We start from the raw sequence: 20,015 nt of genomic DNA, 5'->3' as shown, positions 1-20,015 counted from the left end.
ATCCGCTCATTCCTTGTCGGCGGTCGGCGTCACCTTCAGATCGAGGGGGAAGTCGATCGGGAACGTGCCGAACAGCAGCCGGCCGGCGGACGCCGCCGCCTCGCGCACGATCTGCGCGGCGGCGTCGGCGTGGCACTCGGGGGTGTGCACGATGAGCTCGTCGTGCAGGAAGAACGCCAGATGCGGTCGCGCGGCGAATGCCGGACCTGACCGCGGCGCGGATTCGTCGGGGGGCACGGGATCGAGGGCGTCGAGGCGCGTGCGCACCTCGCCGAGCCATGCGAGCGCCCACTCGGCTGCCGTGCCCTGCACGACGAAGTTGCGGGTGAACCGGCCGCGGTCGCCCGCGGAGCGCCGCGCCCGATCGCGCTCGGCCGGCGATCCCGTCTCGCCCGCCGCCCGCTCCTGGGCCAGGCGCCAGGCGGTCGTCACCGGCGGGCAGGAGCGCCCCAGCCACGTCGTGACGACTCCCCCGCGCTCGCCCGTCGTCGCCGCGTCGTCGACGAGGGCCATGGCACGGGGGTACGCACGCCGCAGACGCGGCACGAGCCGACCGCTCTCGCCGGTCGTCGCCCCGTACATCGCGCCCAGCATGGCGACCTTCGCCTCGGCCCGGGTGGCGACCGCTCCACTGGCCACGATGCCGCTGTAGAGGTCGGCGCCGCGCGCCGTCTGCGCGAGGCCGAGATCGCCCGACATGCCGGCGAGGACACGCGGCTCCAGCTGGGCGACATCCGCGACGACGAACATCCACCCGGGGTCCGCACGCACCGCGCGCCGCAGTCGCCGTGGGATCTGCAGCGCGCCGCCGCCCGACGAGGCCCAGCGGCCTGTCACGACCCCCGCGGGAACGTACAGCGGCCGGAACCGGGCGTCGTCCACCCACTCCGCCAGCCACGCCCACCCGTTGGCGGTGAGCAGCCGATTCAGTCGCTTGTACTCGAGCAGCGGCGCGATGACGGGATGCTCGTACTGCGCCAGCTCCCACTTCGATGTGGAGCGCGCCTGCACCCCGACCCGATGCAGACTCCGCAACAGCTTGGGCGGGGAGTCGAGACTCGCCTGCGCGTCGCCCAGCAGCCCGCGCACCTGTGACGCGAGGACCGCCATGCGCTCGGGGAGCCCGCCGGCCGCGGGACGCCGACCCAGGACCTCCTCGAGGAGACGCTCGTGCTCCGCGACATCCCACGGCAGCCCCGCGGCGCGCATCTCGGCGGCGATCAGCGCGCCGGCCGACTCCGCCGCACACAGCAGCTCGAGCCGGCGGGGGTCGGCGGATGCGGCGACCGCCGTCCGCTGCCGCTCCCACTCGCGCAGCGCCGCGTCCACATCATCGGGCGGCCCGGCCGGCGCCTGCTCGTCGCTCAGCGCGAACAGCGCGGGCGCGTCCCTCTCCTCCGTCGCGGGTGCGCTGTCCCACGGCGACGGCCGGCGGATGGGATCGTCGACGCCGACGAGTGCGCTGCTGCGCAGAATCGCGTGGCAGAGGCGCAGATCGCGGCAGCGCGGGATCCGCACGCCGGCGGCGAGGAGCGGCGGATACCAGCGCACCGCGTCGGACCACACCCAGCGGGCGCGGGGATGCGTCGCCCGCAGCTCCTCCACACGGGATGGGAGCTCCGCCTCCGGCGCCTGCTCCCGCGCCAGTTCACCGTGCGCCGCGTCGAGGACGACGATGACGGTCCCGGCTCGGTCCGTGCCGAGGACGATGGATGCGGCGTCGGAGGCGCTCACGAGGAAAACGCGTCGACGCCGCGGTGCGTCACAGCCCGGATTCCTCGGTGCGCACGAGGATGCATCCGCACTGCGGGCACGTCACCACGGCGGATGCGTCGGCCTGACGCACCTCGTGCAGATCGGTGCCGGACAGCATCATCCGGCAGCCCTCGCACATCTGACGGGTCAGCTGCGCCGCACCGACCCCACCGCGCTGCACGAGCCTGTCGTACATCGCCAGCAGGTCGCCCGGGATGTCGGCGGCGACGGCGGCGCGGTCGCGGGTCGCGCCCTCGAGCCGCGACGTCGCGTCGGCAAGCGCCGACTTGGCCTCGGCACTCAGCCGGCCGCCTTCGGCGTTGACCTCGGCGAGCACGCGCTCCTGCTCCGCGACGGCCGATTCGGCCTCCTCGAGCCGCTCCATCAGGACGAGCTCGGCGTCCTCCAGATCGCTCTTGCGGCGCGCGAGCGAGGCGAGCTCGCTCTCCAGCCCCTGCGCATCCTTCGGGTTCGTCGCTGCGGCGAGGCGCTGCTCATCCCGCTCACGCCGCGCGTCGACGACGGCGACGTCGGACTCGATGCGACTCAGCTCGGTCTTCAGGTCGTCGCGGACGCCCTGCCGCACGGTCAGCTCGCGGGTGAGCTCCTGTCGCTGGGCGAGCAGCTCGCGCACGCGCGCCGCCTGCGCCGGATTGTCCCGATCATGCGTGGCCTTGCGGATGCGTCCGTCGAGGTCTGCGAGGTCGAGAAGACGGCGCTGCTGCGCGGGCTGTGCGTTCACGTGGGCCCTGCCGGGATCGAACCGACGACATCCACGGTGGAATCCGGGAGGTTGGCACCCGTCACCAGCATCCACCAGGCCCCGAGCCTGCAGGCTCTCGACAACTCTAACCGGAAGGCGATCTGACCATGGCGACCATCATCCAAACCGGACCGAACCGTTTCATCGCCGGCGACCCGCCCGAGGAGCTCCCTGAGGGGCACCACTGGTGCGCGTCCTGCGGCGGCAGCGGCCTCGAGTACGACTACGACGGTGAGCTGCAGATCTGCTTCGCATGCTTCGGCGCGTGCACGAGCGAGTGCACTGACACAGCCTGCCCGACGCATTCGAGCCTGCACCCTCTCACCCTTCCGGGTGAGTCGCTGCCCGCGTGATCGGCGATGCGGGCGACGACGTCATGAACGCGCCGAGCAGGACCACGCGCGGAAGTCTGTGCCTGGTCACAGGTGAGTCCTCCCCCGCCCGTTCCCATGGTGGTGATATGACCGATGACGCTCTCACCGCATTCGACACCTACCAGCGCGGCAAAGGCCTCGCCGCGACCACCATTCGCAACCGGGCCAGCATCCTCCGGCAACTCGGCACCGACCCGCTCACCGCCACCACCCACCAGCTGCGCGCCTTCATCGGCCGGCCCGGGATCAGCGCAGCCAGCCGCCGCACGAACCTCAACTGCCTGCGCGCGTTCTACGCCTTCCTCGTGCTCGACGGCTACCGCCCCGACAACCCCACCGACCGCATCGACTCCGTCCGCGTGCCACGCGACCTGCCCAGGCCGTTCAGCGTCGAACAGATCGACGCGCTCCTGGCCAGCGGCGCCTACCGGCGAACCCGGGCCATGATCCTCCTCGGCTACTACCAGGGCCTGCGGGTCTCCCAGATCGCCGCCGTCCGCGGTGACGACATCGACCTGCTCGCCGGGACACTCACCACCATCGGGAAGGGATCGCTCAACCTCGTCCTCCCCCTCCACACCGTCATCCGCGACCTCGCCGACGCCATGCCCCGCGGGTACTGGTTCCCCGCACGGCGAGACGCACCCGGGCACGTGAAGCCCTCCTCGGTGACGGAGCTCGTGCACAAGGCCAAGCTACGCGCCGGGATCACCGACCCGAAGCTCACCGCCCACTCCCTCCGCCACTCGTACGCCACCCACCTGCTCGAGCACGGCGTCGACGTGCGCGTCGTGCAGGAGCTCCTCGGCCACGCGAACCTCTCCACCACCCAGGTCTACACGCGCGTGTCCGACCATCAACGCCGCGCCGGGATCCTCGCCCTCCCGGCACGACCGGTGCCCGACCGGTCGGGTAGGCTCGCTGCCTGAAGGCCGGTTAGCTCAGATGGCAGAGCACATCGTTTACACCGATGGGGTCGCGCGTTCGAGCCGCGCACCGGCCACCTCTGGCGGCAGTGATGTGTCGGGGACTAGAGTTCGCCGCATGAGCGACACGACTACCGCCGCTGCGTGGTTCCCTGACCCGTCCGGGGTCCACCAGTACCGCTACTGGGACGGGACCCTGTGGACCGATCACGTCGCCGACGACGGGACACAGTCCGTTGACCCGCTGCGGTCCATCGACGAGCTCGCTGCGGCGGCGAAGGACGCGGAACGCGATCGCCGCGACGCGGAACGTGCGACGGCCCGTGCAGCGAAGGCGGCAGCGCAGGCGGAGCGTGACGCCGCCCGATCCGCGGCGAAGGCCGTCGCCGACCAGGCCCGCGCCGAGAAGAGGGAAGCCGCCGCGGCCCGCAGGGCGGAAGAGAAGCAGCACAACGCTGAGAACCCGTTTGCGATCTTCGGGGGCGCGTTCGTGAAGGGCGGGCAGCTCACCCACAACTTCCAGAAGACAGACCTCACCGAAGCGACAGCGGAAGCGACCCTCGGAGCCCCGAGTCAACGCTCCACGCTGACCCGGATGGGTGCTGGCGCGATCATCGCCGGCCCGGTCGGTCTGGTCGTCGGCGCCGTCGCCCGCAAGAACACGTCTAAGAGCTACGTCACGATCGGCACCCCGGACGGGGTCATCGTCCTCGAGGGGCAAGCGAAGGATTACCCGGCGGCGGTCAAGTTCGCGGATGCTGTGAACCGATCGCACCGCTGACAACGTTGGAAGCCGCCCATGTATGACCTTCCCGGACCGTTCACTTGCCCCGACTGCGACACCATCCTGGTCGACGGTGACGGTGGTCTCGTGTGCCGACGCTGCGACGTCGTCGTGATCCCCGCCGAGCAGGTGAAGATGCCAGGCGACGACGGGGCAATCACCGACCTGCACGTCGGCCGGCGCGGGTAGCATCCACCGCATGCATCCCGACGTCGCCCTCACCGTGCAGCTCGACGCGATCTGCGCGCGCGGGAAGTACACCACTGACCCGGCGCCCGTGATCGACCAGCTGCGCGACGCCGCCGGCGGCCGCGTCGACGTGCTGCACGAGTCGGTCGGCACGTGGGTCGGGTACTTCGACTCACCCGAGACGCATCGCCTGTGTGCGGCGATCCTCGAGGCGTTCCCCGATGCAGAGGCGTGGGTTGGGCTCGGGCAGTCGCGACGCGGCCACGTGCACGGCACCACCGGGTTCTGAGTCCTGTGGTCCTCTCCCGCTGTGGTGGGTCACGGTGTTAACCTTGCGTCATGAAGCAGGCCGCTTACTGGCTCGGGGTGCTGATCGTCGCGTGCTTCAACGTGTCTTGGGCGATGGGATTGCCGTCGCCGTGGGCGGTTCTTCTGGGCCTTGCTGGTGTAGGGATGATCCTGTGGTCGCTTCGTGCTTTGGGTGCTCTTGCTCAGGCTGAACGGAGCTCACGGTCTCGTGCAGAATCCGTTCCAGGTCGTCACCGCTGATCCCAGACGGATGGTTCTGTGAGACCGTGAGCAAGAGGGTGATCACTGACATGAGAACCATGATCCACGTGCCCAACGCGACGCTCGTCTGACTGCGGAACGCTTCGAGCCAAGGCTTCGCTTCTGGGACGTTCTGGCTGAGCGTCGCCTCCAGCACCTTCACGACGTGCTGCTCATCCGGCTGGCGGGATGCGAGCTCCTGATTCGCCCACTTCAAGCTTGCCCCGAGGAGTCGCGCTTGCGCGCCGCCTATGCGGATTCGCACGTCCGTGCTGCCATCAGCGAGCGGGATGTACTGGCCGTTGATGATCGGGACGAGCCGCTGACACTCGGGACATGTCATCCGGTTGTGCTCCATGGTGACGGTCGATCCCGGGGGCACGAGAATGCCGTTGAACGGCACCTTCTGTATGCCGTGCTGTGGGCAGTTGATGACCACTTCCATGCGCTGACGTTATCGGCCAGCGGACGAACGCGAAAGACCGCCCCGGGCGGACACCCCCGGTGTAGGGATGCCGCTCGAGGCGGTCTTGATGGGTCTTGCGGGTCAGCCGGTGTAGATGAGCTCGGGCATCCAGACGATGCTGCCGTCCTCCGCCGGTGGAGTACGTGTACCGGTCATGTTGGAGAGCACGCGTCACCATGGCGGGCTCAGTTCGTGGAGCCGAACGGCCGCGCAAGCGGCTCAGGGTCGTCCGGGACGGTGGGGTCCTTCGGCAGGGTGGCGAGAATCAGCCGGAGCAGCGACACGAGCGCGGACAGGGCGGCCGCCTGCAGCACCGTCGACCATGGCACATCGGTCAGGAGCGTCGCACCGACGAACCCGGCGAGCAGTGCCTGAGCGAAAGTCTTCACGACCCGCTCGACGGCGGCCAGCCACCAGGGCAGGTTCACCCCGACGGCCTCGGGGATGCCGGCGAGCGACGTCGCCAGGGACGCGACGAACCCGAGCGCCGCGGCGGACCCGATGGTCAGCCAGGGCACGTCGGTGAGCAGCGCACCGCCGAGGTACGGGATGGCGACCGCGATCGCCGTGTACAGGGCGCGGAGCGCGGCGTTCTTCCACCAGACGGTGGTGGTGATGGTGTTCATGATGTTCCCTTCCGGGGGTCTTTGGTGTCCTCGTCGACGGGGTGATCCTTCGTCGCGCGAGGCTTGATCTTCTGAGGCGTATGCCGCCACGACGTCCACAGCGTCCAGACCATGCGCCACGTCGCGGCGACGATGATCAGGTAGACGACGATGCGGATGTACTCCCGAAGCGGGTAGTCGCCAACGAACCGCGTGAACGTCGAGAGGCCGGCCCACAGCACGAGCGCGGCGACGAAGTACATCAGCGAACGACCGGCGGCGGTCTTCCTCCACTGGAAGAACGCCGCGTACGAGAACGCGAACACGAGGGCACCGACCATCGCAACCGCCATGACGAGGTCGCCGAGGTCGTAGATGAGGCTCGACATCATGCACCGCCTCTCGGAATCCATGTCACGGTGAGCTCGTCACCGAAGTGGTTCATCTTGCGGCGTTCGACGAGCACGTCGACGAGCCGGTCGATGTACGGTGCCTGCGCCTTCAGCGCCCGCATCTCGTCCTTGGCGTGCTCCCTGAGCGCCTGCGCTTCGCCCACGTCTTCGGGCGTTGAGGTTCGTCTACGTGTCCACATCACGCGACTCCTTCGGTGTGACCGCCGAGAAGAAGTGAGACGAGGTTCGGGCTCCCTCGATGAGTGCGCTGTTCTGCGCGCGTAGCTCGGCAGCGACCTTCTGCCAGGTGTCCGCGGTGGCCTTCCATTCGTCGGCTCGTCGTCGCTCAGACGCGAGCTCGCGCTCATGTGAGGAGCGCGGGATGAGACGGCCCGACGCGATCAGTAGGTACATGGTGATGACCGCGCCGACCAACGCCGCGAGCGGGGAGAGGGACCAGAGACCGGGAAGCTCAGGCATCAGAGATCACTCCCCCTCATGGGCCCGTACGTCACGCTGCAGGAGGTCGGCGCGGCTCACGCGACCCTCAGCCGACTGGGATGATCGCGCCGCGGAAGTTGCCCACCTTGAGCTTCACCAGCGACCCGTCGTTCGCGATCGCCTTGAAGCGCAGGTGCTGCCCCTTCGCGAGAGCCACCGGCGGGACGGTCACGAACTGCATCGACTGTCCCTTCGTGCCGAGGATCTCCACCGAGCCGAGGCTGGCGGACGACACGAGCTTGCCCTTCGCGTCGATCGTGTCCACGACGGCGCGCAGCTGCACGACCGCAGGGTCACCGCCTGTGGGCTTCACCGTCTCGACGGACACGTACAGTGCCCCCCAGGCGGCCTTGACCGGCCCGTTGATGACCGACACGTGCGGCGAATCGTCCAGGTACACGTACCGGTCGGTCGCGTCGAACGTCTGCGGGGTCTTCCGCTTGACGGGAATGAATACCAGGTTCACGTCATCCTCCTCGGAGATGGGATGTGAGTTCAGGGATGCGGGGACCGGACCCCACGGGACGAGCACGATGATGTGCCACACCTCTCGGTGGCCGGCGACGGCGACCCGGATGCCGTCGCACAGGAACCCGACCGCGCGGGCCTCCTTGAAGAACCGGGCGACGGCGAGCGCTTCGTTCTTCGCGTCCACTGCGTCGTTGCCGGTAGGTGCTGGTGCGAGGTCACGCCAGTTGTCGACGTCGAACGCCATCGCGTCGACCTCGACACCGTTCGTGTAGACGTCGTCCTTCCATGTGCCGCCGTGACTGGATGTGCCCTCCACGGCGGCGGAGTTGCAGTTGCCCGCCGCACAGGCGTTCTTCCGAGCGAACGTCTGACCGGCCATGTCCCGGTAGGCGTTCTTCCCCGGGGTGATCCGGAGCGTCACGCCGTAGTCGCGTTGCACGTTGCGGCGCAGTGAATACCACATGGCCGCGCCCTTGGGGCTGGTCAGGTGCAGTGGTCCGCTGTCGAGCTCGACCAGCGCCGACCGTGGGATTCTGCCGTTCGGGTATCGCGGCATGTCGGGGTCCTCTCATGCGAAAGGCCCCACCAGAGGCGGGGCCGGGAGCGGCAGGCACGGTCACGCTGCCGTCATGTCTGTTATGAACTCGCTACACGCACCGCACATCACCGCATCTGCGCATGGGAAGGTGATCGGAATGCCATCGTTCGGGCACCCCTCGGTGTGGCAGGTCACGGTACGCATAGGCAGATCACTGTCCGGGATGAGGTCACCCATCAGCTGCAGCTCCCGTCATCTGCACCGCATGCCACACGATCGCCGACGCGCCAGACGTCGCACCCGGCGACCAGTTCGACGCCACGATCGTGAACCCGCTCGTCGACACCCCGATAGACGCCACCGTCAACCTCGAGTTCGCCGGCGTCAGTATTACCCTCGGTGCGACCGCGAACCTCGCCGCAGGAAGCGTCACCGACACGTTCACGGTCCCGCCCGCGGACAGTACGTCCGGGGTGGAAGCGACGCCCACCGCCTCTCGGTATGGCTGACCCGCGCCGATAGCATCCACCACGATCACCCGCCGGTGCTGCTCCACGCACACGACCCGGCTACCGATAGGGATCTGCTTCACCACCGACTGCGGCGACACCGACACCGTGTCACCGTCCAGCCGCACCAGCAACGGTGAGTTCTGCGTGACCGTGCCCCACCGGATCACCGGCATGCCGTCGACCCGCGACCACAGCTTCCCGATCTGATCCAGGATCGGCCGGAACAGGTCCGTCACAACAGGACCTCCCGCCACTCCGCCTGAATGTCCGTGTCGAACGTGAAGTCCATCGACATGCGCTGCACGGTGGCGAGCCGGCGCACCCCATCCTCCGGGGTGAACGCGACCAGATCGTTCGGATTCAGGTCGAGCATCGCGTGCGTGACCGTCAGCCGGGCCACCGGATTCATGCCCTCCAGCAGCTTCCGGGCCGCGTACTGGTCGATCACCTGCTGCGACTCGGCCTCCACGCCCTCCTCCGTCGCGGTGATCCACCGACCCCGCGCCTGAAACGAATACGGGGAGTCGGGGTTTTCGTTCGACGCGATACCCACCAGAGGTGCCGTGTCCTGATCGCCCTGACCGACCGCGACGAACCGGTTCGGCACGGACGTGTTGTCCTGCTCCCGCTCCCAGTCCGGCATGTGCACCGACGCCTCACCATGCTCGAACTCGAACACCGGCGCCCGGTCGGCAGGGTTCTGATACGGCTCCACTCGGAACATGCCCGACCCGTCACACCACAGTGACCAGTACCCCGCCGCCTGCAGCAGATCGTTGATGATCGTCAGCTTCGATGTGCCCGCCTCCCACGTCAACGCGGACCTGAGCGTCGCACTCGAATCGGTGACCGCGATCCTGGTCTCCCCCGTCGAGACGATCAGGCTCGTCACCGTGGGGATGATCGCCGAACCTGCCGCCACCGAGTAGCGAGCATCCACCGTGTCCTCGGCGACGACATTCATTTTCGTCAGCAGCCCCACCTCGAAGCTGAGCACCGTCCCGTGATGTTCCTTCGGGCTGGTCAGCAGGTATGTCCCCACCGGCCACGAGTCGTCGCCGTTCGAGTAGACCGCCTGCACGCGGTGGTTCATCCAGTCGATGTCCTGGCGGTGATCCAGCGTCAGCTGCGCGGAGCCTCCGAGCGTCGACTGGGCGACGATCTCCGCGCCCCCGCCGGTCACCCCGTCGAGGCTTCCCAGCGGCTGATCCGTCCCGTCGAGCAGAATGAACGACCACGCGATCATGTCCGATCCGCCTCCGTCAGCGTGAACGAAAAGTCGTACACCGAGTTCCACCCATCCGGATGCCACTCCGACGACTTCCGCTGCAGGGACACCTGGTCGATCTGCCCGTAGATGCGGCGCCCATCCGTGTCTCGGAACAGGAACAGGTCATCGGGCAGCTGCGCGATCTGTGTCAGCCGGTCTGAGCTGGCGGTGTCGTCCTCCAGATCGGACGTTGAGCCCGAGTACGCGACCGTGCGCGAAAGCGCCTCCCCCGTCAGTGCCACCGGCAGGGACCGGCCCGCGTACTGCTTCAGCGCACGAGCGCGGCCGCCTGTGATCGTGATGCCGGGATCGAACGGCAGCCGGGCCGTGACCCCGAACGCCGGACCGCCTGACAGCCACGCGGCATCCGAGTCGGCGTGCACCGTGATGACCGTCGACGCCGCGGCGCCCTCGATCGTGTACGCCGTAGCCCGGTACATGGTGTCGCCGAAGCTGGGCGCCTCCCAGTCGGTGACATTCGTGAGGTCCTGCGAGGACTCGTCCAGCACCATCTCCCACGTGTCCCCGCCGTCAACCGAGCGTTCCAGGGTGATGTACGCAGTCTCAGCAACCACAACGCCTCCTTGGGGTCAATCGGTGACGATCTGCGAGTACGCAGCGCCGTCCCACACGTATGCGTCGACGCCGAAGTAGTCGGTGCCGTCGCTCATCATCAGGACAGGCTCAGCCGGAGGCGTCGAAGGCGTGTACTTCGGGAAGAGCGCACCGTCCTGGTCGGAGATCTGAATCTGATCCCAGTAGATGGCGTCCAGGGCCGCCGCGCTCGTCAAGGCGCCCCACTGCTGCGAAACCGGAACGGTCGTGCCGAGGTTCTTGTCAGTGAACCCCGTCCCCGGAGCAGGTGAGCCGGATGAGAGGACGGTGCCGTCGAGCGCGCGGATCTCGCCGGACATCTCGCCGGTGCTCGTCGATGCGCCGGGCTTGAACCGCGGCGCCCACTGATACCACGTGTTCAGCGCGAGCGTGACGCCGAGGTTCGTGTATCCGGCTGACGACGAGTCGAGGAACTGGAGCACACCCGCCGTGGTGACCAGTAGCGAACACACGGCGCCGCTGCCGTTGCGCCCCTGCCAGATCGCGCAGGTCGCAACAGTCGGGAGGGCTGTCAGCATGAAGTACCCGCTGGACCGCTGCTGCGGCGTCGAGAAGCCGTCGTACCGCACGAGCGCTGCCGAGCCGCCAGCGCTCTTGGCGAACTTCAGCGACTGCGCCTCGAAGGCCGCGCTATCCGCGGAGAACGTTGGGCTGCCCGAGAACTGCCCGAAGGCGTCGCCGGACAGACCGGTGGTGGTCGCGGTCGCGACGGTCCCCGGGGCTACCCCCTCGAAACCGTTCATCTTCTCGGTCATGTCAGGCCCCGCTCTTGACCGGTACGGGAGACCCGTCGTCCTCGTAGACGTTCCCACTCGTGGTCACCGGGTCACCGGTGCCGTAATAGATCGCCTGGTTCGGCGTCCAATTCATCCGGTCGAACTTGTTGTCGGTCAGCGTCGCCGAACCAGCCGACCCGATGTGGATGCTCACCGGGATGTCACCACCACGGCACCGGTTCTTCGTGAATACGAGGTTGCTCGTCGTGCTCACACCCGAGGACACCTGCAGCACCGACAGTGCCTGCGGATGCGCGCGGCCCGCCGGATCACCGTACGGGAGCGGGTCGTTCGGCGCCACCGAACGAATCCAGGTGACGTTCGACGTGCCGTCCGTTGTCGCCGTCGCGAGGATCGTGTTGCCGTGGATGTTCGCGCCGTCGCCGCCCTCGATCTGGATGCCGTCGGAGTGCGTCTTGTTGTCCGTGCGCGTGTTGTACGTGTCGGGCGTCTGCATGATCAGCGGGCCGATGAGGTTGTTCGACACCTCCGCGTCGAGCGCCTGCCCGGTGCCGCCGAAGTTGTTCAGCCGGATGCCGTCCTCGACGTTGTGGATGTTGTTCCGGTAGGCGACGAACCTCCGCACGCCGATGCCGATCATGCCCGCCTGGCCGACGACCTCGTTGAAGCGGATGATGACGGTCGCCTGCGTGTCCGGCTGGACGCTGATCACACTCTGCTGGCTGGCGGGCTTCGCGATCTGTGAGGCATCGACCCGACAGTCCTCGATGATGATCACGCCGGTGGCCGAATTCGGGATCACGATGCGACCCTTGATGTCGTACCCGGAGATCGTCGCGGACGTGGTCAGCGTCATCGTGCCGGTGTATGGCGTCGTCGGTGTGATCCGCGGACCACTGTTCGCGGCGGTCACCTCAGTGACGTCGTCGACGAATCCCCCACCGTGCACCTGACCGGTCCGGATATCGACGTACGAGTCGGTCGCGTCGTCGTACACGAGGATCGGCATCGGGATCACCCCGCCGTCTTGACGACGTACAGCACTCCTGGCACACCGGGCGACGGCAGATCCCCGACAGTCGGGTAGTACTCGATGCCAGTGACCGAGTCGTTCTGGCTCTTCACCATGTGCGTCGTCGCCGCGGTGATCGCGGACTGCTGCGCCGTGCTGACCGGCTTGCTCGCGTCGGCCGTGTTGTCCACGTTCCCGAGACCCACGTCAGCCTTCGCGAGCGTGACGTCTGCGCTGAGCGCCTTGCCTGCCACCTTCCGCGTGCTCGGCACCGCGTTGTCCGCTTTGGTTCCCTGCGCGGCGGTCGCGAAGTCCGTGACCGCGGCGGACGCGGCCGTCCCGAACGCCGGGAGATCGGCAGGCTGAACCGCAGAGTCAGCCTTCGCTCCCTGCGCAGCGGTGGCGAAGGACGACGCGTCCACGGTAGCTGCGGTGCCGAAAGTGGGCAGGTCGCTGGGCTGAACAGCTGTGTCCGCGGTCGCGCCTTGCGCGGACGTCGCGAAGTCGGTGGTCGCCGCCTGTGCCGCGCTGCCGAATACGGGGAGATCGCCAGGCTGGACAGCGGACGCTGCGAGGGCCGCCTTCTGCTCGACGTCGTCCGCCCACTGGCGAAGGGTATCCCCCCAAGGATTCATCCCGTTTTCGGGGAAGTTGGTAGGCATCGCTACTGTCTCCTTCTCGAGTAAGAGCGCCAACGCGCAATTTGGGCTTCGGGAGCCTCGGGATCAGCCCCCGAAAGGGCCGATCCCGAAGGCGCTGTTTCCGAAACCGCTCACGGGAGCAGCGCTGTGGAACCGCCACGACGCGGTGGACTCCGTGCCGGTCGGTTCATCGGCCGCAGTCGCCGTCGTATCAGCGGCCACCCACTGATACACGTAGCCCCCGTTGGCCACGAAGAGACCGGTGGTCAACGCCATCCCCACGGCCCACGGGACGACGACCATCACCGTCAGCGACACGCCGCCCTGCGTCTCGTCCCAGAACCCCGACAGCTCCGGGGCTTCCGGAGGGATGAACGTGACCGTGAAATCGGCTTCGCCCCACGGTGACCATACGGTCCCGGTAGCAGCCCGCACCCGGACGGTCCATGACCCCTCGGTGAGCTTCGTGCTCACCGTGAACGACGTCGCCGCGCCGGTCCCGCTGCGGGACTCCACGACCTGACCGTCACCGTCGAGCAGCTCGAGCTGCCACGACGACTGCGGCCGACCCTGCTGGTGGAACCATGTCCACTGCACCGGCAGCACCGACGCGTCCCACGTGCCCGCCGGCTGCGTCACCGCGACGCCGGGACGATCCACGACCGTGAAAGACGCGATCGCCGACCATCCGGAGAAGGTCGGGTGAGCACCCTTCGTGCGCACCTGCCATTGCACCGCACCGACCGGGACGGTGACCGTCGCCTTCTGCAGCGTCGTGCCCGACACGGTCGTCCATGCTCCGCCGTCGACCCGCCACTGCAGCTCGAATGCGGACTGCGAGGACGAGTCGACCGGGTTGTGCTTCCACGTGAGCACGACATCCGTATCCGAGGGGAGCACCGCCCCGTTCGGGGACAGGCTCGACGGCGGATTCGGTGGGGTGATCAGCTGCACCGTGTTCGACGCCGCCGACCACGCGCTGGTCAGGGACCCCACCTTCCCGCGCACCGTGTACGTGTGCGGGGTCGCGGAGTCGGGCGCCGTGTGCCTGAACGGGAGGGACACGCTCGTGGCGACCGTCGTGGACCCGTCCCGCACATCGAACGACGTTGCGTACGGCGGCACACCGGACGCGGACACGACGATGTCGCTGCCGGACCGGGCGGCGCTCACACCGGTCGGAGCCGCCGGCGTCGTGTACACCGTCGCCGTGCCCGACCAGCCGGACTGGCCTCCACCCGACACCCCGGCGACACGGTACTGGTACTTCTGGTTCGCGACCGTCGTCTTATCGGTGAAGGTGGCGGCGTTCCCCGCCGCGATGCCGACCTGCTGCCAGGCTCCGTTGTTCGTCGAACGCTGCACGATCACCGACGTGTAAGTCGACGTGCGCGTCCAGTTCAGGGTGTGCTGCGTGTCCGACACACGCGCCACGCTGAGGCCGGTCGGCGTGGAGGCCGGGTTCTCCTTGGCCGTGATCGACCCGACCCCGGACCCATCCGAGAGGTTGTCCTCGTTCCCGGCGTACACCTGCACCGAGACCGTGTCGCCAGGTGAGACGTTGAACGTGTACGACGTCGAGTTGGTGTTGAACGCTGCCCAGACGCCGTTACGCCACCACCAGATCCGGTAATAGGTCACCCGGCCGGAAGGCTTCGACCACGACGCCACCACGCGCCCCACGGAGGGGGACGACATCGCCGGGGTCCCCGGGCGCGCCGGGGCCGGCCATTCGATCTTCGCGACCGCCACGTCCTGAGTGAGCGACGTCGGCCCGCCCAGACCCTGTGTGCCCGAACCGCCGATCGCGAACGTGAACCGGGAATCCGCCGTCGACAGGTACCCGTCCGAGCCCACCGACCGGGTGACGTTGTACTCGGCCACCTTCCGAGACCCGAACCCGGAGGACAGATCCACCGACCCTGAGACGGCCGTGCCCGCCACAACCCCCGACCAGGACAGCCCATTCACGCGCGTCGCAGAATCCGAACACAGGATCCAGAACTCCACGTGGAATGACACCGTACGGGCACTGGTGTTCCGCGTGTACGTGATGACCTGACGCAGCGTCCCCGCGGAGCCCGTGGACTTCTCGTAGGTCGCCATCGGTCACCTCACCCCGTACTCAGAGGTCACCGACTGCGGCGTCGGCACCACATCCCGGACCACGCCGGACGCCTCGACCCGCATCCGGCCGATCAGCTTCCGGTCCGCGTCGACGATCACGAGCTCACGGGGGAACGCAGCTCCCCCGTCACGCGCCGGACGGTCATAGTCGGGAACCACCTGCGCCCCGCGAGGCAGGTTCAGCAGCTCAGGGCCACGCTCACCGACGATCACCGACCCACCGCGGGTGATCGTGCCACCCTCAGCGAGCATCGGGATCGTCGAGATGTGCAGGTCCAGGCCGAGCGCGTCGCCGACGACACCCGCGACACCGTTGATCCCGCGGATCACGCCATTCACGGCGCCGATGATCCCGTTGAAGATGCCCTTCACGAACCCGACGACCCCATTGAACGCGCCACGGATCACATCACCCGCTGTGCGGAATGCGTTGCCGATCGCGTCACCCACTGCCTTCACAGCCCGACCGATGCTGTCGAAGATCGGCCGGATGATCGAGTTCCAGATCCACTTGAACACGGCGCCGATCGCATCGAACGCCGGCTTCACGTACGTCTGGTACAGCACCCGGAAGCCGAGCCCGACGAGCCTCGCCTTGTCCCCGATCCATCCGAAGATCGGCTGCACGGCGCTGTTCCACAGCCAGGAGAAGATCGCGCCGATCCCCTTCGCCGCCGGGACGACAGCGTTGTTCCACAGCCATGCGATCACCGCACCGACGACCTTGATCACCGCGACCCACAGGTCGAAGATCGGGCGGACTATGCCCCACAGGAACTGAAACACCGCGACGATCCCGTTGATCGCCGGCATCGTCACGTTCTGCCACCACCAGGTGATCACCGAAGCGATCGCCTGAATCGCGGTGCCGATGAAGCTCGCGACCGGCTGAATCACGCTCGTCCACAGCCAGGTGAACGCGACACCGATCGCGTCGAAAACCGGCTTCAGGATCGTCTCCCATAGCCACGTCCACGCTGTCGCGAGCGCCTGCGTGAACGCCGTCCAGATCGCCTTCCCCGCCTCCGTCTGAGTGAAGAACCACACCAGCCCTGCCACCAGTGCGACGATCGCGGTGACGATCAGGGCGATCGGGTTCGCGAGCAGCGCCGTGTTGAAGCCAAGCTGCGCGGCCTGCGCTGCAGCAGTCGCCGCCGCCTGCCCCTGCGTGAGCGCGATGAACGCGATCTGCACCGTCTTCGCCACACCCTGAATGGCGACCCACGTCTGAGTGGCGATCGTCCACGCCTTCACCGCGACGACGATGCCGAGGAACCCGACACCGATGGCGGACACCCACGCCCAGTTCGCCTTGAGCCACGAGAACGCGCCCATGATCGCTGCGCCCACCGCTTCGAACACGACGCGCACGTTCGCGCCGACCGCGACCCAGCCCTCGAGCTGGCCGGCGAACTCGGCACGGTCCGCGGCGCCCATCGTGACCCCGGACATGAAGTCGTTAAGGACCCCGCCGACCGCGGTCGACACGTTGTTCACGACGTCGGTCACAGCGCCGAGCACGCCGACGATCTGCGGCTGCAGCACCTGGATGATCTTCCCCAGCCCGCGAGTGATCGCCGTACCCAAGTTCTGCTGCGCGGTCCCGATGCCCTGCGTCGCATCCTTCGCCTGCTGAGAGAACGACGCGTACCCCTTCAGGCCCTCATCGTTGAGCTTCAGGACCGCGCCGTTGAATTGATCGAACGACACCTTCCCGGACTTCATCGCCTCATACAGGTCGTTCTGATTCGCGGACGCGCCCAGCAGCGACTTCGACAGCTGGTCCATCTGCCCCGGCATCGCCGCGACCATGCCCCGCCACGCCGCGAGATCCACCTTCCCCACAGCGAGCTGCTGCACGTACTGGTCAAGCGCGTTCGCCTGCAGCTGCGTCGACTTCCCACCCGCCAGCAGCGCGTTGTTGAACGCGAGCGACAGGTCGGTTGCCTTCGCCAGTCCCCCGGTGAGCGGCGCGAGCTGCTGCACCACACCCGCCATGGCGTCCAGCGACGTCGGCAGCCCCATCAGCTTCTGCGACATCTTCTCGATCGACGCGGAAGCATCCGACGACGAGTAGCCGAGGTTCTGCATGATCTTCGGGAAGTTGTTCATCGTGTCCACACGCGACACGGCCCCGTCCAGGGCGGCGCTGATCGCGCCGAGACCCTTCGACACGAGAGCCGCGGACGCACCGGCGACGGCGCCGAACAGTGCCCCACCGATCGACTTGCCCTTCGCGGAGGCTTGCGCCTTCACATCGGAGCCGCCGAGCGCCTTCCCGATGTCCTTCGCCACACCCGGCATCTGCGTGTACAGGGCGATGTACGCCGACGCGATCTCGGTAGCCGCCATGCCGCCCCCTCTCGTTCCACGGAAGGAGCCCCGGGATGTGTCTCCCGGGGCTCCTTCCGTGTCGAGCGTTCAACGCCCGCTCATGCGTGCATCACGTCGCAGGAACGCGTCCGCCTTATCCATCTGCAGGGCAGCGGCATCCGTCCACGCCGGGTCAACCGGTGGCTGCGGACGCTCACCCTTCCCCTCGAGCAGGTGCCAGTCCAAGATCCGCAACCGGAACTCGATGTACTGCAGCACTCGCGTCTCAGGGGTGATCGACATCGGCCCGCCAAGCGCCCGCCACAGTGCGCACCCGGGCGGCAGATGCCCCGTCAGGTCCGCGAGCTCCAGGACAGGCACATCCCGGACGCCGAGCCGGTACGTTTCCCTCACCGCCGCGACGAGCGCACCACGATGATGCATCCACGCGGCGATGAGGATCAGGAGTTTGGGTTGATCGCCCCGAACACGTCCATCAGGAAGTTCTGCCCATCCTCGATCCGCACCCGCCCGTTCACGGATCGCAGCGCGTCCATCACCGTCCCGTACTGGTCGCCGACGACCTTGCGGAGCATCGACGGCAGACGGGACGCGTCGTTCAGGTCCTTCAGGGATGCGAGGTCGTCGAGCAGCTCGAAGTCGTCGAGCGCGTCCCTCGGGACGGTGACGGTCAGCTTCCGCGGCCCGGTCTCCTCCGGCTCCCCCGACTCGTCGTCGGCCGGGTCGATGGGCCTCGGCTCGAGGGTCACCGTCACTTCCCACCCGTCCTCGACCTGGACGACCTCGGGCTTCGGCTTCTTCAGCTTCTTCGCCTGATGGTCCTGCGGTTTCCTCGGCTTCGTTGCAGCCATGATCTCCTCCGATTCTCCGATGCGGGTAGGTGGTGGCCGGGCCTCGGAGCAGAGCCCGGCCACCAGTCGAGAAGGGTCAGGAAACGACCACGTCCGGGTCGGTCCCACCGGTCAGCCCGGATCCGTCCCCGGCGAGCGTCACCGTCGACGGGAACGTCACCGTGATCGTGCCCGTGCCGGACGCGGTGATCCCGGAGATCCCGGTCACACCCGACAGCGCGTTCAGCGCCGCGGCGACAGCCGATGCGGTCGCGTTGTACGCGATGCCCGCCGTGGTCGACCCGTTCACCGTCAGCGTGTACGTACCGCCGGTCGGCGTGCCGGTCACCTCCACGGCCCAGCCCGTCTTCCCCACGCCGCCCACGGTGCGGTACTTCGTCACGTCACCGATCTGCTCGGCGAGGAACCCGTACCCGGTGATGTCGCCGAGCTTGAACTCCCGGTCACCGTCCGGGGTGATCTCCCACCGCTCGTACACGCGGCGCTCGTGAATCGTGTCATCGTCCGCGTCGTACAGGTCGACCACAGCAACCCGGGCGGACACCTTCTGACCCGCCTTCGAGACGACCGTCTCCACACCGTTCGCGACGGTCGCGGACTTCTGGTCCTCCCACAGCGACTCCGTCTGCCGCTTCGTCTCGAGCGCGACGAACGCGAACTCGGTGCCGGTCTCCGTCATCCGGGTGCGGACCACACGGCCGCCCTGATGCCCGCGCAGCTTCGTCTTCGACCCGGACGGGGACTGCTTGATGCCGTCCTCGTTCAGCCAGCCGACCGCCTCGAAGGCGGGGTCCAGCGGGTCGTCGATGCTGGTCGGGAGTGCGGTGCCGATCGGCGCCAGGTAGACGGAGTCGTAATCCGACCCGTACACCCGCGCCAGGTCGGCGTTGGTCGTGTCAACAGCGGCCATGGTTTCTCTCTTTCGTGATGAGCCGGACATGGCCGGCGATGTGCCCTCACAGGCCCGTGAGGATCGTTCTCTACGCGCGGTGCGCGCGCACCGTCAGCTCGACGGTGAAGCTGTACCGGTCGCCACCGGTATCCGGGTCCGGATCGGAATACGGGCGGGACACTTCCCGCACCCCCCTCACGAGCGGCATCCGCAGATAGTCGTGCTGGAACGCGTGTCTGCACGCTTTCGCGTCGTCGGAGGCATCCGTCTCTGAAGTGGCCGTGCAGGTCACCGTGATCTGCGCGCGCTCGACTACCCGGTTCGACGCGCCCCCTCCGGTGCACCACGCTCGCGTGAACCGGTCGGGACGATTCCTCGGCACCTTCGTCGACACGCTCTGTCCGGTCACGTCGCGCAGAAACGCGACGACCATGGCTTCGACGTCCGCGAATTCGACCATCAGTCTCGCCCCGCGTTCAGCGCCCGGGTCAGCACCTTGTCACGGGCCTCCCGCTTCGCACCTTCCGCATTCGCCGGCCGGATGAACGCACGCGCCGTGTACCGGTGCGGGACCACGTTCACCTCGAAATCCGGGCCCGCGGCACGCTGGATCGCCTGCGCTCGGCTCACTACGGCCGCCGTCGCGCCACGGCTGGTCATCAGTTCGTTGATGCCGCGGAGCTTCAGCCGCACGCGCACCTTCTGCGCCAT

At 67.9% G+C, this 20,015-nt stretch carries 26 protein-coding genes and 1 tRNA gene; 6 read left to right on the top strand and 21 right to left on the bottom strand.

Features of this window, described 5'->3' with window-relative positions; genetic code table 11:
* Positions 1-6: 6 nt before the first annotated feature.
* Together AC3RX1_RS08950 and AC3RX1_RS08945 are read right to left on the bottom strand one after the other, a co-directional pair.
* A complete protein-coding gene (locus AC3RX1_RS08950) occupies positions 7-1,734 on the bottom strand; it encodes a bifunctional 3'-5' exonuclease/DNA polymerase (RefSeq protein WP_491500882.1) in 1,728 nt (575 codons plus the stop codon).
* 28 nt (positions 1,735-1,762) lie between these two features.
* Positions 1,763-2,497 (bottom strand): zinc ribbon domain-containing protein, encoded by a 735-nt coding sequence (locus AC3RX1_RS08945; RefSeq protein ID WP_491500881.1) that lies wholly within the window; start codon positions 2,495-2,497, stop codon positions 1,763-1,765.
* A 128-nt stretch (positions 2,498-2,625) separates the two neighbouring features.
* Here AC3RX1_RS08945 and AC3RX1_RS08940 point away from each other — a divergent pair, with 128 nt between their 5' ends.
* The 6 genes from AC3RX1_RS08940 to AC3RX1_RS08915 all read left to right on the top strand — a co-directional run bounded on the left by AC3RX1_RS08940 (position 2,626) and on the right by AC3RX1_RS08915 (position 5,080).
* The gene (locus AC3RX1_RS08940) at positions 2,626-2,871 is read left to right on the top strand and encodes a hypothetical protein (protein WP_491500880.1); all 246 of its coding nucleotides are present in this window, start codon (positions 2,626-2,628) and stop codon (positions 2,869-2,871) included.
* 107 nt (positions 2,872-2,978) lie between these two features.
* Positions 2,979-3,821, top strand: a complete 843-nt coding sequence (locus AC3RX1_RS08935; protein ID WP_491500879.1) for a tyrosine-type recombinase/integrase — start codon at positions 2,979-2,981, stop codon at positions 3,819-3,821.
* A 1-nt stretch (position 3,822) separates the two neighbouring features.
* A tRNA-Val gene (locus AC3RX1_RS08930) sits at positions 3,823-3,895 on the top strand.
* A gap of 41 nt (positions 3,896-3,936) precedes the next feature.
* Positions 3,937-4,599 carry a DUF2510 domain-containing protein gene (locus AC3RX1_RS08925; protein ID WP_491500878.1) on the top strand — a complete coding sequence of 221 codons (663 nt, stop codon included), beginning with the start codon at positions 3,937-3,939 and terminating at the stop codon, positions 4,597-4,599.
* Positions 4,600-4,617: 18 nt separating this feature from the next.
* Positions 4,618-4,791: a hypothetical protein gene (locus AC3RX1_RS08920; protein ID WP_491500877.1), complete on the top strand. Its 174-nt coding sequence runs from the start codon at positions 4,618-4,620 to the stop codon at positions 4,789-4,791.
* A 10-nt stretch (positions 4,792-4,801) separates the two neighbouring features.
* The gene (locus tag AC3RX1_RS08915) at positions 4,802-5,080 is read left to right on the top strand and encodes a hypothetical protein (RefSeq protein WP_491500876.1); all 279 of its coding nucleotides are present in this window, start codon (positions 4,802-4,804) and stop codon (positions 5,078-5,080) included.
* A 96-nt stretch (positions 5,081-5,176) separates the two neighbouring features.
* On the opposite strand, the gene AC3RX1_RS08910 is transcribed toward AC3RX1_RS08915, so the two are convergent.
* The 19 genes from AC3RX1_RS08910 to AC3RX1_RS08820 all read right to left on the bottom strand — a co-directional run bounded on the left by AC3RX1_RS08910 (position 5,177) and on the right by AC3RX1_RS08820 (position 20,015).
* A complete protein-coding gene (locus tag AC3RX1_RS08910; protein ID WP_491500875.1) occupies positions 5,177-5,785 on the bottom strand; it encodes a hypothetical protein in 609 nt (202 codons plus the stop codon).
* A 206-nt stretch (positions 5,786-5,991) separates the two neighbouring features.
* Positions 5,992-6,432, bottom strand: a complete 441-nt coding sequence (locus AC3RX1_RS08905; protein ID WP_491500874.1) for a holin — start codon at positions 6,430-6,432, stop codon at positions 5,992-5,994.
* The gene (locus AC3RX1_RS08900) at positions 6,429-6,803 is read right to left on the bottom strand and encodes a putative phage holin (protein ID WP_491500873.1); all 375 of its coding nucleotides are present in this window, start codon (positions 6,801-6,803) and stop codon (positions 6,429-6,431) included. Before AC3RX1_RS08900 ends, AC3RX1_RS08905 begins: the two co-directional genes overlap by 4 nt.
* On the bottom strand, positions 6,800-6,967 hold the full coding sequence (locus tag AC3RX1_RS08895) for a DUF7620 family protein (protein WP_491500872.1): 168 nt from the start codon (positions 6,965-6,967) through the stop codon (positions 6,800-6,802). Before AC3RX1_RS08895 ends, AC3RX1_RS08900 begins: the two co-directional genes overlap by 4 nt.
* A 22-nt stretch (positions 6,968-6,989) precedes the next feature.
* A complete protein-coding gene (locus AC3RX1_RS08890; RefSeq protein WP_491500871.1) occupies positions 6,990-7,283 on the bottom strand; it encodes a hypothetical protein in 294 nt (97 codons plus the stop codon).
* A 67-nt stretch (positions 7,284-7,350) separates the two neighbouring features.
* Positions 7,351-8,331, bottom strand: a complete 981-nt coding sequence (locus AC3RX1_RS08885) for a hypothetical protein (protein WP_491500870.1) — start codon at positions 8,329-8,331, stop codon at positions 7,351-7,353.
* A gap of 211 nt (positions 8,332-8,542) precedes the next feature.
* Positions 8,543-9,061: a hypothetical protein gene (locus AC3RX1_RS08880; RefSeq protein WP_491500869.1), complete on the bottom strand. Its 519-nt coding sequence runs from the start codon at positions 9,059-9,061 to the stop codon at positions 8,543-8,545.
* A complete protein-coding gene (locus AC3RX1_RS08875) occupies positions 9,058-10,071 on the bottom strand; it encodes a hypothetical protein (protein WP_491500868.1) in 1,014 nt (337 codons plus the stop codon). The genes AC3RX1_RS08880 and AC3RX1_RS08875 overlap by 4 nt, the downstream gene beginning before the upstream one ends.
* Complete coding sequence (locus AC3RX1_RS08870; protein WP_491500867.1) at positions 10,068-10,670, bottom strand: hypothetical protein; 603 nt, start codon at positions 10,668-10,670, stop codon at positions 10,068-10,070. The genes AC3RX1_RS08875 and AC3RX1_RS08870 overlap by 4 nt, the downstream gene beginning before the upstream one ends.
* Before the next feature lie 15 nt (positions 10,671-10,685).
* Positions 10,686-11,465 carry a hypothetical protein gene (locus tag AC3RX1_RS08865; protein ID WP_491500866.1) on the bottom strand — a complete coding sequence of 260 codons (780 nt, stop codon included), beginning with the start codon at positions 11,463-11,465 and terminating at the stop codon, positions 10,686-10,688.
* Position 11,466: 1 nt separating this feature from the next.
* Positions 11,467-12,465 carry a hypothetical protein gene (locus AC3RX1_RS08860; protein ID WP_491500865.1) on the bottom strand — a complete coding sequence of 333 codons (999 nt, stop codon included), beginning with the start codon at positions 12,463-12,465 and terminating at the stop codon, positions 11,467-11,469.
* Positions 12,462-13,121, bottom strand: a complete 660-nt coding sequence (locus tag AC3RX1_RS08855) for a hypothetical protein (protein WP_491500864.1) — start codon at positions 13,119-13,121, stop codon at positions 12,462-12,464. The genes AC3RX1_RS08860 and AC3RX1_RS08855 overlap by 4 nt, the downstream gene beginning before the upstream one ends.
* Before the next feature lie 63 nt (positions 13,122-13,184).
* On the bottom strand, positions 13,185-15,206 hold the full coding sequence (locus AC3RX1_RS08850) for a fibronectin type III domain-containing protein (protein WP_491500863.1): 2,022 nt from the start codon (positions 15,204-15,206) through the stop codon (positions 13,185-13,187).
* Positions 15,207-15,209: 3 nt separating this feature from the next.
* The gene (locus AC3RX1_RS08845) at positions 15,210-17,579 is read right to left on the bottom strand and encodes a tape measure protein (RefSeq protein ID WP_491500862.1); all 2,370 of its coding nucleotides are present in this window, start codon (positions 17,577-17,579) and stop codon (positions 15,210-15,212) included.
* A gap of 69 nt (positions 17,580-17,648) precedes the next feature.
* Entirely contained in the window at positions 17,649-17,843 is a 195-nt protein-coding gene (locus tag AC3RX1_RS08840) for a hypothetical protein (protein ID WP_491500861.1), read from the bottom strand.
* Between the two features lie 158 nt (positions 17,844-18,001).
* Positions 18,002-18,412: a hypothetical protein gene (locus tag AC3RX1_RS08835; RefSeq protein ID WP_491500860.1), complete on the bottom strand. Its 411-nt coding sequence runs from the start codon at positions 18,410-18,412 to the stop codon at positions 18,002-18,004.
* Between the two features lie 76 nt (positions 18,413-18,488).
* A complete protein-coding gene (locus AC3RX1_RS08830) occupies positions 18,489-19,322 on the bottom strand; it encodes a phage tail tube protein (protein WP_491500859.1) in 834 nt (277 codons plus the stop codon).
* A 70-nt stretch (positions 19,323-19,392) separates the two neighbouring features.
* A complete protein-coding gene (locus AC3RX1_RS08825; RefSeq protein ID WP_491500858.1) occupies positions 19,393-19,764 on the bottom strand; it encodes a hypothetical protein in 372 nt (123 codons plus the stop codon).
* Positions 19,764-20,015 (bottom strand): hypothetical protein, encoded by a 252-nt coding sequence (locus AC3RX1_RS08820; RefSeq protein WP_491500857.1) that lies wholly within the window; start codon positions 20,013-20,015, stop codon positions 19,764-19,766. The genes AC3RX1_RS08825 and AC3RX1_RS08820 overlap by 1 nt, the downstream gene beginning before the upstream one ends.

This window comes from Microbacterium altimontanum, from assembly GCF_058349865.2.
The sequence above is the reverse complement of the archived record's forward strand: the minus strand, read 5'-3'. Positions and strand labels throughout refer to the sequence as shown.

Bases quoted from the DNA above. Each gene is read 5' to 3' on its own strand.
- AC3RX1_RS08940 (WP_491500880.1), top strand. From the start codon at position 2,626: ATGGCGACCATCATCCAAACCGGACCGAACCGTTTCATCGCCGGCGAC.
- AC3RX1_RS08935 (WP_491500879.1), top strand. From the start codon at position 2,979: ATGACCGATGACGCTCTCACCGCATTCGACACCTACCAGCGCGGCAAA.
- AC3RX1_RS08925 (WP_491500878.1), top strand. From the start codon at position 3,937: ATGAGCGACACGACTACCGCCGCTGCGTGGTTCCCTGACCCGTCCGGG.
- AC3RX1_RS08920 (WP_491500877.1), top strand. From the start codon at position 4,618: ATGTATGACCTTCCCGGACCGTTCACTTGCCCCGACTGCGACACCATC.
- AC3RX1_RS08915 (WP_491500876.1), top strand. From the start codon at position 4,802: ATGCATCCCGACGTCGCCCTCACCGTGCAGCTCGACGCGATCTGCGCG.
- AC3RX1_RS08910 (WP_491500875.1), bottom strand. From the start codon at position 5,785: ATGGAAGTGGTCATCAACTGCCCACAGCACGGCATACAGAAGGTGCCG.
- AC3RX1_RS08905 (WP_491500874.1), bottom strand. From the start codon at position 6,432: ATGAACACCATCACCACCACCGTCTGGTGGAAGAACGCCGCGCTCCGC.
- AC3RX1_RS08900 (WP_491500873.1), bottom strand. From the start codon at position 6,803: ATGATGTCGAGCCTCATCTACGACCTCGGCGACCTCGTCATGGCGGTT.
- AC3RX1_RS08890 (WP_491500871.1), bottom strand. From the start codon at position 7,283: ATGCCTGAGCTTCCCGGTCTCTGGTCCCTCTCCCCGCTCGCGGCGTTG.
- AC3RX1_RS08885 (WP_491500870.1), bottom strand. From the start codon at position 8,331: ATGCCGCGATACCCGAACGGCAGAATCCCACGGTCGGCGCTGGTCGAG.
- AC3RX1_RS08875 (WP_491500868.1), bottom strand. From the start codon at position 10,071: ATGATCGCGTGGTCGTTCATTCTGCTCGACGGGACGGATCAGCCGCTG.
- AC3RX1_RS08865 (WP_491500866.1), bottom strand. From the start codon at position 11,465: ATGACCGAGAAGATGAACGGTTTCGAGGGGGTAGCCCCGGGGACCGTC.
- AC3RX1_RS08855 (WP_491500864.1), bottom strand. From the start codon at position 13,121: ATGCCTACCAACTTCCCCGAAAACGGGATGAATCCTTGGGGGGATACC.
- AC3RX1_RS08850 (WP_491500863.1), bottom strand. From the start codon at position 15,206: ATGGCGACCTACGAGAAGTCCACGGGCTCCGCGGGGACGCTGCGTCAG.
- AC3RX1_RS08845 (WP_491500862.1), bottom strand. From the start codon at position 17,579: ATGGCGGCTACCGAGATCGCGTCGGCGTACATCGCCCTGTACACGCAG.
- AC3RX1_RS08840 (WP_491500861.1), bottom strand. From the start codon at position 17,843: ATGTCGATCACCCCTGAGACGCGAGTGCTGCAGTACATCGAGTTCCGG.
- AC3RX1_RS08835 (WP_491500860.1), bottom strand. From the start codon at position 18,412: ATGGCTGCAACGAAGCCGAGGAAACCGCAGGACCATCAGGCGAAGAAG.
- AC3RX1_RS08830 (WP_491500859.1), bottom strand. From the start codon at position 19,322: ATGGCCGCTGTTGACACGACCAACGCCGACCTGGCGCGGGTGTACGGG.
- AC3RX1_RS08825 (WP_491500858.1), bottom strand. From the start codon at position 19,764: ATGGTCGAATTCGCGGACGTCGAAGCCATGGTCGTCGCGTTTCTGCGC.
- AC3RX1_RS08820 (WP_491500857.1), bottom strand. From the start codon at position 20,015: ATGGCGCAGAAGGTGCGCGTGCGGCTGAAGCTCCGCGGCATCAACGAA.